Raw genomic sequence first — 12,151 nt, forward strand, 5'->3', positions numbered from 1 at the left:
CCCTCTCCGTCGAGATCACGCGATCTCGACGCGGGCGGGCCCCGTGGACGGTCGAGATCACGTGATCTCGACGAGGGCTCACCGTGCTCACCAGGCCTCCGGGAGGTCGACGAGCAGCCGGCGGCGGGCGGCGTCGGCCGGCAGCGGGTCGGGCCAGCGCGGCGGCAGGTAGGACGACCGCGGCCCGTACTCGGCGGCGTAGCGCTCGTTCGGCCAGGTGAGCACGCCGTCGCGGTAGAGCGGGTTGGGGACCAGCGGCGGCAGCGGCGCGCCGAGGTCCGCCGGCGCGGGACCGAGCGGGTCGCCGGCCACCAGCGCCACCGCCTCGCTGGCGTGCAGGTCCGCGGCCGCCGCCGGCCGCGGCGGGCGCCCCTCGAGCAGCGAGCGGGTGAGCTCGTCGTCGTCGTAGAGCAGGTCGGTGCCGAGCACCTCGGCGTAGCCCTCGGGCGTCAGCGGCTGCCCGTGCGGGTCGGCCACGTGCGCGTGCCCGACGACGACGGTGCCGCCGTCCCCGGCCAGCGCCCGCATCGCCGCGGCGGCCGCGGGCTTGTCGAGCAGGAAGTAGAACGCGTCGTGGCAGGCGACGTAGGCCGGGGAGCCGACGTCGAGCGGCGGGGCGGCGGTGAGGTCGGCGCACACGTAGCGCGCCGCCGGGCAGACGAACCGCCGGGCCAGCCACAGCTTGGCCCAGACGACGTCGACGCCGAGCAGGTCGGTCACCCCGCGGCGCGACAGCTCGCGCAGGTGCGCGCCCACCCCGCAGGCGACGTCGACCACCGGCCTCCGCCCCGGCCAGTGCGCCTGCAGCAGGGCCAGGCCGGCCAGGTGGGTGGGGTCCGACCAGCGGTGGGCGAAGTAGTCGGCGACCCGGCCCATGCCGAGCAGGTCCATCGCCTCCCGCAGCGTGCGGGCGGCGGGGACCCGGGCCAGCTGGTCCGGCGGCGGTGGCGGCTCGGTCCACCAGTCGTCGGCGTCGGCGAGCAGCAGCACCCGCGCCCGGTCGGTCTCCCCGGCGGCCAGCAGCCCCGCGACCTCCGCGCGCAGGTCGTCGCGTCCTGCCCGGAGGTAGGGGATCCCGTCGACGACGGGGGCACCGACCGACAGCGTCACAGCCCCGCCGCCGCCAGGACGTCGAGGTGGTAGGCCTGCACCGGGCCGGCGTGCACCAGCTCCAGGTCGTCGAGCGCCTGCGCCGCGGTGAACGCCGCCGCCCGCGCGTGGTGGTGCACCTGCAGCACCCGGTCGAGGACGTCGGCGGCGTGGAAGGCCCGCGCCTCGGGCACGTCGGCGCCCGCCCGCAGCGCCAGCACCTCCCGCACCCGCCCGGCCAGCGCGGGCGGCAGCGCGGCGAGCTCCCGCTGCTCCAGGGTCGCCACGACCCGCTCCAGCGCGTCGCCGAGCAGCACCTCCCCGGCGAACCCGGCGTCGGGCAGGACCACGTTGTGCAGGTGGTGGGCCAGGCCCAGCAGGAAGGGGGTGACCGGGTCGGCGCCGACCACCGGGGCGACGAGCGTCCCGTAGACGGCGACGGTGAGGCAGTGGTCGCCGTGGCTCTCGGGGGGCTCGACGACGATGCGCGGCCTGCCCGGGGCGGTCGCGCCGGCTCGCGGCTGGGCGTTGAGCGCGCCGGCCAGCGGCGGGGGCGGCCCGGGGGAGCCGAGCGGGCCCAGCGCCGCGCGCAGCCGCTCGCGCAGCACGCTGTCGAGCGGGGCGGAGACCTCGTCGAAGCCGCGCCGCAGCACCGTGCGCGCCTCGTCGTCGTCCAGCCCGGCGGCGGCCAGGACGTGCGCGTCGATGCCGGCGAGCCGGGCCCGCGCGACCGCGGCCGCCGTCTCGGAGAAGGCGACGGTCTCCACGTCCTCGCCGGAGACCAGGCGCGCCCACGCGCGGACGAAGGCCTGCTCGGCGAGCGAACCGGGCGTGCCGGCGACCCGGACGCGCTTGGCGTCGCCGATCTCGGCCAGCAGGGGCCGGAGGCCGGCCAGTGCGGTCAGCGTGCCCGGGGTGTCGAGCGCGGTCACCGGGTGCCGGCGCCGGCGGCCAGCCAGTCGAGCAGCGCGGTCTCCTGGCGGTGGAACGCGTGCTCCGGGACGCTGCCGTCGGCGGTCATCGGCGCCTTGAAGAACCAGCCGAGCTGCCGCTGCACGCCGCCCTCGCCGCGCTGCTGCGCCAGGTCGGTCAGCCGGGCCAGCTCGATGGCCAGCGGGGCGGCGAGGATCGAGTCGCGGCACTGGAAGTCGACCTTGACCTGCATCCGCTGCCCGAGGAAGCCGACCAGGTCGATGGCGTCCCATGCCTCCTTCTGGTCACCGCGCGGCCGGTAGTAGTCGATGCGGACGACGTGGTCCTCGACCGGGTAGCCCAGGATCGAGTCCAGGACGCTGCCCTTGGTCTGCAGCTTGCTGTTGAGCGAGTCGGGGTCGTCGAGGGCCAGGCCGTCGCGGTTGCCGAGGATGTTGGTCGAGTACCAGCCCTCCACGGTCAGCGACCGGGCGCGGAAGGCCGGCGCGAGCACCGTCTTCATCATCGTCTGGCCGGTCTTGCCGTCCTTGCCGGCGACCGGGACGCCGCGCGCCTCGGCCAGCGCCACCAGGGCCGGGACGTCGGCGGCCAGCGACGGCGTGAAGTTGACGTAGCCGACGCCCTCGGCGATGGCCGCGTAGGCGTAGACCATCGCCGGGGTGATGGCGCGGTCGTCGGCGTCGAGACCGGCCTCGAACGCCCCGGCCGACTGCAGCGCCGGGGCGGCCGGGTCGGGCCAGCGCTCGGTGGAGGCGAGGTTGACCAGCACCAGGCCGTCGAGGGACTCCTCGTCGCGGAAGCGGCGCAGGTCGGCACGGACGGCGTCGACCTGGGCGCGGCGGGTCTCGGCCAGCACGACGTTGCCGCCGGTGACGTTGCGGCAGAAGTCGGCGTCGCCGGCGGCCGGCCAGGGCGTCAGCGCCGACAGCGCCGGGCCGGCCTCCTCCAGCTGCCGGGAGTCCAGGACGCCGTGCTGCTCGGCGGCCTTGCGCAGGTCGGATCCGTCGAGGTCCCAGCCGCGGACCACCAGTGCGTCGTAGCCGACCAGGCCGGTCGTCTCCTCGACCGGGCCGCCGGCCACCTCCAGGCCCGCCAGCGGCAGCCCGTCCGGGGCCGCGGCCCCGATCCGGAGCAGCTCCAGCCCCGCGACGGCGGTCGTCGCGACCGCACCTCCGAGTCCGACCACAGCGACGCCGACGCGACGGGACCCTTGTGACACCACGACCTCCGCGCTCTCCCGGTGGACGAGCTCCACCTGGACCCGACCCTGGCACAGCGGTTGTGCACCCGCTGGATGAGAACGAGATTCTGTTGCCCAACCCGGTCGTGTACCGCGCGTCCTGGACGGGGTGGCCAGGATGGGGGTCCAGCCACCCACTCGGAGGTGCCCCGTGACCGTTCCCCACGCCCAGCAGCCGCCCGCGCCGATGGTGGTGCCGCGCTTCACCGTCCACCAGCGCATCACCGTGATGGTCAACCGCTACGAGGTGCGCGCCGTGCAGCCCGACGGCAGCGAGGGCGGGCTGCTGGCCATGGCCCAGCAGAAGCGGATGAAGCTGAAGGAGGAGGTGGTCTTCACCGCCGACGAGGCGCGCACCCGTCCGGTCTTCTCCTTCCGCGCCCGCCAGCGGCTCGACGTGCACGCCCAGCACGACGTGTTCGACGAGGGTGGCCGCGTCCTCGGCACCTTCGGCAAGCGCTTCGGTGCGAGCCTGCTGCGCTCGACCTGGACCCTGTCGGTCCCCGGCCTGGAGGCCGTCGGCCGGGAGCGCCGGCCGTTCCTCGCGATCCTCCGGCGGGTGTGGGACTTCATCCCCTTCCTCGGCGACGTCTGGGTGCCCTTCGTCTTCCACTTCGACTTCGTCGACACCGCGACCGGCGCCCCGGTCCTGGTCGTCGAGCGGCGCAAGTCCATCCGCGACCGCTACGACGTGCACGTCCCCGACCCGCGGCTGGACTTCCGGGTCGCCGCCTCGATGGCCGTCGCCCTGGACGCCCTGCAGAGCCGGTGACCGGCTCTCACGACGCCTCCACCGACGCCTTCACCGACGAGTTCGAGGGGGACGACCTCGACCGCGACGTCTGGGTGCCCCACTACCTGCCGCAGTGGAGCTCCCGGGCGGCGACGGCGGCCCGCTACGAGGTCCGCGACTCCTGCCTGCGGCTGTACCTGCCCGACGACGCGCCGCTGTGGTGCCCCGGCGACCACCCGCCGCTGCGCGTCTCGGGCGTCCAGTCCGGCGTCTTCTCCGGGCCGGTGGGCAGCACCGTCGGGCAGCAGCCGGTGCGGCCCGGCGCCGTCGTCCGGGAGGAGCAGCCCGCCCACTGGGGCTGGACGCCGCACCACGGCGTGCTGGAGATGCGCGCCCGCGCCACGGTGACGCCCCGGTCGATGGTGGCCTGGTGGCTGGTCGGGCTCGAGGACTCCCCGGAGCGCTCCGGGGAGCTCTGCGTCATGGAGGTGTTCGGCGACGCGGTCGACCCGGTGGCCGGCGCCGCGGTGGGCACGGGTGTGCACCCGTTCCGCGACCCGCGGCTGGTCGAGGACTTCGCCGCGCCGCGGCCCGGGATCGACGTCGCCGACTGGCACGTCTACGCCGTCGACTGGCGGCCCGACGGCGCGGTGTTCTCCGTGGACGGCCGGCCGGTGCGCGAGGTCGCGGGAACCCCCGACTACCCGGTGCAGGCGATGCTCGCCGTCTTCGACTTCCCGGAGAAGGCGGTGCCGGGGGAGCCCTACGTCGTGCCGGAGCTCGTCGTCGACTGGATCCGCGGGAACCCGGGTGACCGGCCGGGCGGTCCCGGCTAACCTCGCCGGCCGTGTCCAGCCGCACCTACCGCGTCATCGTGCGCGGCACCTTCGACGGTCTCGACGACGACCGGCGCGCCTGGCTGCGCGAGCACGCCGCCGAGCACGACCTGTTCGCCTCGGCGTTCACCGAGCGGGGCAGCACCGCCTACGACGGGTCGCTGTCGGCGTTCAGCCACCGGGTCGTGGTGCACGTCGACGCCGGCCCGGACGAGGAGGCCGACGCCCGCACGGCGGGGGAGCTGTCGGCGCTGCAGTGGCTCGAGGACGCCGGTCTGGGCGCGCGCCGGCTGCGCTCGACGGCGACGTGCACCGACGACGTGCGGATCCGCCGGCGCTGAGGGCTCAGTCCGGCAGCGGGAAGACCAGCAGCGAGCTCGACGCCGTCGCCACGACCCGGCCGGCGGCGTCGAGGACCTGCCCCTCGGCGAAGGCCACCCGGCGCCCCGGCTTGACCACCGTCCCGACCGCGGTGAGCGGGCCGCTGTCCCGCGTCACCGCTCGCTGGTAGGTCACCTTGATCTCGATCGAGGTGTACCCGACGCCGCGGGGCAGGGTGGTGTGCACCGCGCAGCCCGCGACGGAGTCCAGCAGTGTGCAGACCAGCCCGCCGTGGACGACGCCGATCGGGTTGTAGACCGACTCGTCGACCACGCAGCGGAACTCGACCCGCCCGTGCTCGACGGCGACGACGTCCATCTGCACCAGCTCGGAGATCGGCGGGGGCGGCAGCACGCCGTCGCGCAGGGCCTCCAGCGTCTCCAGGCCCGACCGCTCCCGGCCGCCGGCGGCGGTGACCAGCGGGTCGTACCAGGTGACGGTCCGGGACCGCGGCTCGCCCCAGGAGGCGGGAACGGGGTCGGCGGGCGCCTCGGTGAGCGGGTCGGCCACCGGGTCGGTCTCAGTGCTCATGCCGCTGGTCCTCCGGCACCCCGGCCAGCGCCCGGCCGGCGGGGGTGAGCACCCGCTCCACCCGGGACCGGTTCACCGGCTCGCCGCAGGTGCGGCACACCCACTCGGCGTCGACCCGGTGCTCCTCGTGCCCCTCCGGGGCGTGCTGGAGGTGCACCGGCGGCTCCTCGGCGGCCCAGCGGTCGCCCCACTGCAGCAGCGCCTGCAGCACCGGCAGCAGGTCGCGGCCGGACTCGGTGAGGTGGTAGCCCGAGCGGGGCGGCGCCTGGCTGTACTGCCGCCGCTCGAGCACGCCGGCGGCCACCAGCGCGTTGAGGCGCGCGGTCAGCCGGTCGCGGGGGGCGCCGGTGCCGCGGGCGATGTCGCTGAAGCGGTGGTTGCCCAGCGACACCTCCCGCACGACCAGCAGGGACCAGCGCTCGCCGACCAGCTCCAGGGCGGCGGCGATCGTGCAGGGACGGCCGGGCAGGCCGGCGAGGTCGTACGGGGCGGTGCTCACCCGAGTCAGTTTGCCCGTCGAACCGACGCGGCGCCACCGCTGCCCTTCCGATGCTCGGGCAACCGCCGGAGACGGCGACGGGCGGGGACCCCCGCAGGGATTCCCGCCCGTCGGCGGTCGAGGTGCCGCCCTCAGCTCTTGGGACGTGCACCGGCGCGCAGGGCGCCGAGCAGGTCGTGGTTGAGCCGGGAGATGTTCTCCATCGAGATGCCCTTGGGGCAGCTCGCCGAGCACTCGCCGATGTTGGTGCAGCCGCCGAAGCCCTCGAGGTCCTGCTGGTGGACCATGTTGACCACGCGGTCGTTGCGCTCGGGCTGGCCCTGCGGCATCAGGCCCAGGTGCGTGACCTTCGAGGCCGTGAACAGCATCGAGGAGGCGTTCGGGCAGGCCGCCACGCAGGCGCCGCAGCCGATGCAGGTGGCGGCGTCGAACGCGGCGTCGGAGTCCTTCTTGGCCACCAGGATCGAGTGCGCCTCGGGCGCGGTGCCGGTCGGGGCGCTGATGTAGCCGCCCGACTGGATGATCCGGTCCAGCGCCGACCGGTCGACGGCGAGGTCCTTGATGACGGGGAACGCCGTCGCCCGCCACGGCTCGATGTCGATCGTGTCGCCGTCCTTGAACGACCGCATGTGCAGCTGGCACGTGGTCGTCTGCGGGTGGTTGTCGAACAGGCCGTTGCCGTGGGCGCGGCCGTTGATCATGACGCCGCACGAGCCGCAGATGCCCTCGCGGCAGTCGTGGTCGAAGGAGACCGGGTCCTCACCGTTGAGGATGAGCTGCTCGTTGAGGACGTCGAGCATCTCCAGGAACGACATGTCCGGGGAGACGTCGGTGACCTCGTAGGTCACCATCTTCCCCTTCTCTGCCGCGCTCCGCTGGCGCCAGACACGCAGCTTGAGGTTCATCTACTTGTAGCTCCGCTGGGCGAGGTGGACGTACTCGAACTCGAGGGCTTCCTTGTGCAGGACGGGCGGGACGCCCTCGGGCGTCCACTCCCAGGCCGCGACGTAGGTGTAGTTGTCGTCGTCGCGCAGGGCCTCCCCGTCGGGGGTCTGGCTCTCCGCCCGGAAGTGCCCACCGCAGCTCTCGTTGCGGTGCAGGGCGTCGACGCACATGAGCTCGGCGAGCTCGATGAAGTCGGCGACGCGGCCGGCGTGCTCGAGGCTCTGGTTGAACCGCCCGGCCTCACCGGGCACCTTGACGTTCGTCCAGAACTCCTGCCGGATCTCGGGGATCCGGTCGAGGGCCTTGCGCAGGCTCTCCTCCGAGCGCTCCATGCCGCACAGGTCGAACATCAGCCGGCCGAGCTCGCGGTGGAACGACGCGGTGGTCCGGTTGCCGTTGATCGACAGCAGCCGATCGGTCTGCACCCGGACGCCCTCGAGCGCCTCGACGGCGGCCGGGTGGTTCGGGTCGACCGCGCCGAACGGGCCGGAGGCCAGGTAGTCGCTGATGGTGTTGGGCAGCACGAAGTAGCCGTCGGCCAGGCCCTGCATGAGCGCGCTGGCGCCCAGCCGGTTGGCGCCGTGGTCGGAGAAGTTCGCCTCACCGATCACGAACAGGCCGGGGATCGTCGACTGCAGGTCGTAGTCGACCCACAGCCCGCCCATCGTGTAGTGGACCGCCGGGTAGATCCGCATCGGGACCTCGTAGGGGTCCTCGCCCGTGATCTGGGCGTACATGTCGAAGAGGTTGCCGTACTTGGCCTCGATGGCCGGCCGGCCCAGCCGCTGCATGGCCTCGGCGAAGTCGAGGTACACGCCCAGGCCGTTGGGGCCGACGCCGCGGCCCTCGTCGCAGACGTTCTTGGCCTGCCGCGAGGCGATGTCGCGGGGGACCAGGTTGCCGAACGACGGGTAGATCCGCTCGAGGTAGTAGTCGCGCTCGCTCTCGGGGATGTCCCGCGGGTCGCGGGTGTCGCCGCGCTCCTTGGGCACCCACACCCGGCCGTCGTTGCGCAGCGACTCGCTCATCAGCGTGAGCTTCGACTGGTACTCGCCGTGCACCGGGATGCAGGTCGGGTGGATCTGCGTGTAGCAGGGGTTGGCGAACAGCGCGCCGCGCTTGTGCGCCCGCCAGATCGCCGTGGCGTTGGAGCCCTTGGCGTTCGTGGACAGATAGAAGACGTTGCTGTAGCCGCCGGTGGCGAGCACGACGGCGTCGGCGAAGTGCGTGCTGATCTCGCCGGTGACGAGGTCGCGGGCGACGATCCCGCGGGCCCGGCCGTCGACGACGATCAGGTCGAGCATCTCGGTGCGGGCGTGCTGCTCGACGGTGCCGGCCGCGATCTGCCGCTCGAGGGCCTGGTAGGCGCCGTAGAGCAGCTGCTGGCCCGTCTGGCCGCGGGCGTAGAACGTCCGCGACACCTGGGTGCCGCCGAAGGAGCGGTTGTCGAGCAGGCCGCCGTACTCGCGGGCGAAGGGCACGCCCTGGGCGACGCACTGGTCGATGATGCTGACGCTGACCTCGGCCAGCCGGTGCACGTTGTCCTCGCGGGCGCGGAAGTCGCCGCCCTTGACGGTGTCGTAGAACAGCCGGTGCACCGAGTCGCCGTCGTTGCGGTAGTTCTTGGCGGCGTTGATGCCGCCCTGCGCGGCGACGCTGTGCGCCCGGCGCGGGCTGTCCTGGTACCAGAAGGACTTGACCTTGTAGCCGGCCTCGCCGAGCGTGGCGGCGGCCGAGCCGCCGGCCAGGCCGGTGCCGACGACGATCACCGTCAGCTTGCGGCGGTTGGCCGGGTTGACCAGCTTGGCCCGGAAGCGGCGCTCGCTCCAGCGCTCGCTGATCGGCACGTCGCGCGGGGCCTTGGTGTCGGCGATCGGGTCGCCGAGGGTGAACAGTTCCAGAGCCATGGTCGAGGTGCTCCTACTCGATGATGCCGACGAGGACGCTGAGCGGCGGGATGAGGAAGCCCGCGGTGAGCACCACGGCGAAGACGGTGGCGAACGCGTTGACGGTCCGCTCGCGCGTCCGGTTGCTCTGCCCCAGGGTCTGGGTCGCGCTCCAGATGCCGTGCCGGAGGTGGAAGCCCAGGGCCAGCAGCGCGACGACGTAGACCAGCGTGACGAGCGGGTTGGAGAACCCGGCGATCGCGCGGTCGTAGGGCGTGGAGCCCGGCCCCTCCGGGTTCGCGACCCCCAGCGTGAGGTCGAGGATGTGGTAGACGATGAACAGCCCCAGGATGACCCCGCCCCAGCGCATGGTGCGCGAGGCGTAGCTCTGCGCCACCGCCTTGCGGGCGACGTACTGGGTCGGGCGGGCCCGCTTGGCCTGGCGCCACAGGGAGATGGCGGCCCAGATGTGGGCGACCACGGCCACCAGCAGGACGACGCGGATGATCCACAGGACGGTCTGCCCCGGGACGGCCGGCTCGCCGATCCGGCGGATCCACTCGGAGTACCCGTTGAAGGTCTCGGCGCCGGCGAAGAGCTTGAGGTTCCCGACCATGTGCGCGATCAGGTAGAGGACCAGGATGATGCCGCTGACGGCCATCACGGCCTTCTTCGCGACCGAGCTGGTCTTCGCTGCCCGCGGGGTCCTGCGCTGACCCGACTGCGTCACCGTCACCACGGCACCAAAGTTAGGCTCCCTAACCCCTTGACGGCCACGTGAACACACAGTGACACGGCTCATGTAAGGGAACCCTCAGCCCAGGTCAGGACGTTGAGGGCCGTCCGCCGGGCGTGACAGCGTGCCGGCAGCAGCACCCGACCGGAGGAGGACGTGTGGCAGGACCGACCCGGGGCTTCCTCGGCCGCCGACGCGAGCGGGATCCCCGCCTGCCGCCCGGCCAGTACGACGTCGGCCGCGACTGGCCGGTGCTCACCGCCGAGCCCACGCCGCGCATCACGCCGGAGACCTGGAGCATCACCGTCGACGGCCGCGTCGAGAGCCCCACGACCTGGACGTGGGACGAGGTGCACCGGCTGCCGCCCGCGGAGTACCGCGGCGACATCCACTGCGTGACGACGTGGTCGAAGTTCGACACCCGCTTCACCGGCGTCAGCGTCGACACGCTGCTCGAGGCCGCCCGGCCGGCCGCCGACGCGCACTTCGTCGTGGCGACGGCCAAGACCGGCTACACCACCAACCTGCCGCTCGAGGACGTCACCGGCGGCAGGGCCTGGCTGGTGTGGGAGTTCGACGGCGCGCCGCTGCCGGTCGAGCACGGCGGCCCGGTCCGGCTGCTGGTGCCGCACCTGTACTTCTGGAAGAGCGCCAAGTGGGTCACCCGGCTGACCCTGCTGCAGCGCGACCAGCCCGGCTTCTGGGAGCAGAACGGCTACCACGACCGGGGCGACCCCTGGCGCGAGCAGCGCTACCAGGGTGACTGAGGAAGGACCCCGCTGCCCCCCGCCGCTCGCAGGCTCGCGGCGGGCCCCTGCAGCGGGGCCGACGGATCCCTCACCTGGCCGCCGGGCGGCGCCGGCCGGGGGGTGGCGGACGGCGACGGTGCGCGGGGTCGACCGCCCGACCCCGCGCACCGTCCGGCTGCGGCTGGAGGTCCCCGACCGGGTCGACCACCTCGCCGGGCAGCACTACGTCGTCCGGCTCACCGCCGAGGACGGCTACCGCGCCCAGCGGTCCTACTCGGTGGCCTCCGCGCCGGGGGACCCGCTCGTGGAGCTGCTCGTCGAGCGGCTCGACGACGGCGAGGTGTCGACCTACCTGGCCGACGTCGTCGAGCCGGGCGACCAGCTCGAGGTGCGCGGCCCCATCGGCGGCTGGTTCGTCTGGACCGGCGACCGGCCGGCGCTGCTGGTCGGTGGCGGCACCGGCGTGGTGCCCTTCGTGTCCATGCTGCGCACCGCCGCCGAGCTCGGCCGGGCCGACCTGCTGCGGCTCGCCGTCTCCACCCGCACGGCCGCCGAGCTGCCCTACGTCGACGAGCTGCGCGCGGCCGGCGCGCTGGTGGTCACCACCCGGGAGCGGTCCGGCATCCGCCCGCCCGGCCGGCTGACCGCCGCCGACCTGGTGCCGCTGTGGGAACCGGGTCAGACCGCCTACGTCTGCGGGTCCACCCCGTTCGCCGAGGCGGCGAGCCAGCTGCTGGTGGGGCTCGGCGTGCCGGCCGCCGACGTCAGGGTCGAGCGGTTCGGCCCCAGCGGCCCCGCCTGACCGGCGGCTGGGGCGGCCGGCCGCGGCCGCGCAGCCAGGAGCCCAGCGCCACCCCGGCCAGGGCCCAGAACGCGCCCGCGCCCACGCCGGCGAGCACGATCCAGAAGGGGACGCGCAGCTCGTCGTCCACCGGGCGCGGGGTCGGGACAGGACCGGGTGCGTCGCTCATGGCGCCGAGCCTCCACCCGTGCGGGTGGACGGTCCAGGGGCGGCCCCCGTCGCCGCGGCGGCGGGGGCGATGATCGGAGGGTGCCCTCCGCCGTCGTGACCGCCGTCGACGCCGTCGATGCGCGGCTGCGCGAGGAGCTGCTGGCCTGCTGGACCGACGTCACCAACGCCGGCGGCGCGGTCGGCTTCGTCCCGCCGGTCACCCCCGACGACGTCGCACCGGTGCTCGACGCCGTCGTCGGACGGGTCGCGCTGGGCCGCGAGCGGCTGGTGGTGCTGCGGGTCGACGGCGAGCTGGGCGGCTTCGCCGTGCTGTCGCTGTCGATGAGCCCGCTGCGTCGCCACTGGGCCACCGTGCTGCGGGTGCAGGTGCACCCGCGGCTGCAGGGCCGGGGCCTGGGCCGGGTGCTGGTGTCCGGCGTGCACGAGGTCGCCCGCGCGAGCGGCCTGGAGATGCTGCACCTGACCGTGCGCGGCGGCTCCGGTCTCGAGCGGTTCTACGCGCGCTTCGGCTACCGCGAGTTCGGCCGCATGCCCGGCGCGATCCGGCTGGCCCCCGGCGACGACCGGGAGGAGATCCACCTCGTGGCGCGGCTGGGGGAGCCCGCCTCCTGAGCGGCCGC

At 74.2% G+C, this 12,151-nt stretch carries 15 protein-coding genes; 6 read left to right on the forward strand and 9 right to left on the reverse strand.

What is annotated here, in order from left to right:
• Positions 1-87: 87 nt before the first annotated feature.
• Genes CHC04_RS13940 through CHC04_RS13950 form a run of 3 tightly spaced genes read right to left on the reverse strand, consistent with a single transcriptional unit; the run spans position 88 to position 3,208 of the window.
• A complete protein-coding gene (locus CHC04_RS13940) occupies positions 88-1,110 on the reverse strand; it encodes a class I SAM-dependent methyltransferase (RefSeq protein ID WP_089404563.1) in 1,023 nt (340 codons plus the stop codon).
• Positions 1,107-2,021, reverse strand: a complete 915-nt coding sequence (locus CHC04_RS13945; protein WP_245817192.1) for a hypothetical protein — start codon at positions 2,019-2,021, stop codon at positions 1,107-1,109. The genes CHC04_RS13940 and CHC04_RS13945 overlap by 4 nt, the downstream gene beginning before the upstream one ends.
• Positions 2,018-3,208 carry an inositol-3-phosphate synthase gene (locus tag CHC04_RS13950; protein ID WP_245817194.1) on the reverse strand — a complete coding sequence of 397 codons (1,191 nt, stop codon included), beginning with the start codon at positions 3,206-3,208 and terminating at the stop codon, positions 2,018-2,020. The genes CHC04_RS13945 and CHC04_RS13950 overlap by 4 nt, the downstream gene beginning before the upstream one ends.
• A gap of 205 nt (positions 3,209-3,413) precedes the next feature.
• Here CHC04_RS13950 and CHC04_RS13955 point away from each other — a divergent pair, with 205 nt between their 5' ends.
• The 3 genes from CHC04_RS13955 to CHC04_RS13965 are packed head-to-tail and all read left to right on the forward strand — an operon-like array spanning position 3,414 to position 5,172.
• A complete protein-coding gene (locus tag CHC04_RS13955) occupies positions 3,414-4,034 on the forward strand; it encodes an LURP-one-related family protein (protein WP_217897363.1) in 621 nt (206 codons plus the stop codon).
• Positions 4,031-4,831 (forward strand): glycoside hydrolase family 16 protein, encoded by an 801-nt coding sequence (locus tag CHC04_RS13960; RefSeq protein ID WP_089404564.1) that lies wholly within the window; start codon positions 4,031-4,033, stop codon positions 4,829-4,831. The genes CHC04_RS13955 and CHC04_RS13960 overlap by 4 nt, the downstream gene beginning before the upstream one ends.
• An 11-nt stretch (positions 4,832-4,842) precedes the next feature.
• A complete protein-coding gene (locus CHC04_RS13965; RefSeq protein WP_089404565.1) occupies positions 4,843-5,172 on the forward strand; it encodes a DUF6204 family protein in 330 nt (109 codons plus the stop codon).
• Positions 5,173-5,176: 4 nt separating this feature from the next.
• Here the strand turns inward: CHC04_RS13965 and CHC04_RS13970 are convergent, their stop codons facing one another.
• The 5 genes from CHC04_RS13970 to CHC04_RS13990 form a co-directional block, all read right to left on the reverse strand.
• Positions 5,177-5,743: a PaaI family thioesterase gene (locus CHC04_RS13970; RefSeq protein ID WP_089404566.1), complete on the reverse strand. Its 567-nt coding sequence runs from the start codon at positions 5,741-5,743 to the stop codon at positions 5,177-5,179.
• Positions 5,733-6,242, reverse strand: a complete 510-nt coding sequence (locus tag CHC04_RS13975) for a winged helix-turn-helix transcriptional regulator (protein WP_245817196.1) — start codon at positions 6,240-6,242, stop codon at positions 5,733-5,735. The genes CHC04_RS13970 and CHC04_RS13975 overlap by 11 nt, the downstream gene beginning before the upstream one ends.
• A 131-nt stretch (positions 6,243-6,373) precedes the next feature.
• On the reverse strand, positions 6,374-7,147 hold the full coding sequence (locus CHC04_RS13980) for a succinate dehydrogenase/fumarate reductase iron-sulfur subunit (protein ID WP_089404567.1): 774 nt from the start codon (positions 7,145-7,147) through the stop codon (positions 6,374-6,376).
• Positions 7,148-9,094, reverse strand: a complete 1,947-nt coding sequence (locus CHC04_RS13985) for a fumarate reductase/succinate dehydrogenase flavoprotein subunit (protein ID WP_089404568.1) — start codon at positions 9,092-9,094, stop codon at positions 7,148-7,150. It abuts the gene before it with no gap.
• A gap of 13 nt (positions 9,095-9,107) precedes the next feature.
• On the reverse strand, positions 9,108-9,803 hold the full coding sequence (locus CHC04_RS13990; RefSeq protein ID WP_245817198.1) for a succinate dehydrogenase cytochrome b subunit: 696 nt from the start codon (positions 9,801-9,803) through the stop codon (positions 9,108-9,110).
• Positions 9,804-9,967: 164 nt separating this feature from the next.
• On the opposite strand from CHC04_RS13990, the gene CHC04_RS13995 reads away from it, so the two are divergent.
• Positions 9,968-10,576 carry a sulfite oxidase-like oxidoreductase gene (locus tag CHC04_RS13995; RefSeq protein WP_089404570.1) on the forward strand — a complete coding sequence of 203 codons (609 nt, stop codon included), beginning with the start codon at positions 9,968-9,970 and terminating at the stop codon, positions 10,574-10,576.
• A gap of 118 nt (positions 10,577-10,694) precedes the next feature.
• Positions 10,695-11,360, forward strand: coding sequence for an FAD-binding oxidoreductase (locus CHC04_RS14000; RefSeq protein WP_245817200.1), 666 nt, complete (start codon positions 10,695-10,697; stop codon positions 11,358-11,360).
• Here the strand turns inward: CHC04_RS14000 and CHC04_RS23610 are convergent.
• Positions 11,323-11,529 (reverse strand): hypothetical protein, encoded by a 207-nt coding sequence (locus CHC04_RS23610; protein ID WP_141233810.1) that lies wholly within the window; start codon positions 11,527-11,529, stop codon positions 11,323-11,325. The genes CHC04_RS14000 and CHC04_RS23610 overlap by 38 nt on opposite strands.
• 80 nt (positions 11,530-11,609) lie before the next feature.
• On the opposite strand from CHC04_RS23610, the gene CHC04_RS14005 reads away from it, so the two are divergent.
• Entirely contained in the window at positions 11,610-12,143 is a 534-nt protein-coding gene (locus CHC04_RS14005) for a GNAT family N-acetyltransferase (RefSeq protein ID WP_089404572.1), read from the forward strand.
• The last annotated feature ends 8 nt before the right edge of the window (positions 12,144-12,151 follow it).

Source organism: Geodermatophilus saharensis (genome assembly GCF_900188205.1).
Taxonomy (GTDB): Bacteria; Actinomycetota; Actinomycetes; order Mycobacteriales; family Geodermatophilaceae; genus Geodermatophilus; species Geodermatophilus saharensis.

Bases quoted from the DNA above. Each gene is read 5' to 3' on its own strand.
- CHC04_RS13985 (WP_089404568.1), bottom strand. From the start codon at position 9,094: ATGGCTCTGGAACTGTTCACCCTCGGCGACCCGATCGCCGACACCAAG.
- CHC04_RS13970 (WP_089404566.1), bottom strand. From the start codon at position 5,743: ATGAGCACTGAGACCGACCCGGTGGCCGACCCGCTCACCGAGGCGCCC.
- CHC04_RS23610 (WP_141233810.1), bottom strand. From the start codon at position 11,529: ATGAGCGACGCACCCGGTCCTGTCCCGACCCCGCGCCCGGTGGACGAC.
- CHC04_RS13980 (WP_089404567.1), bottom strand. From the start codon at position 7,147: ATGAACCTCAAGCTGCGTGTCTGGCGCCAGCGGAGCGCGGCAGAGAAG.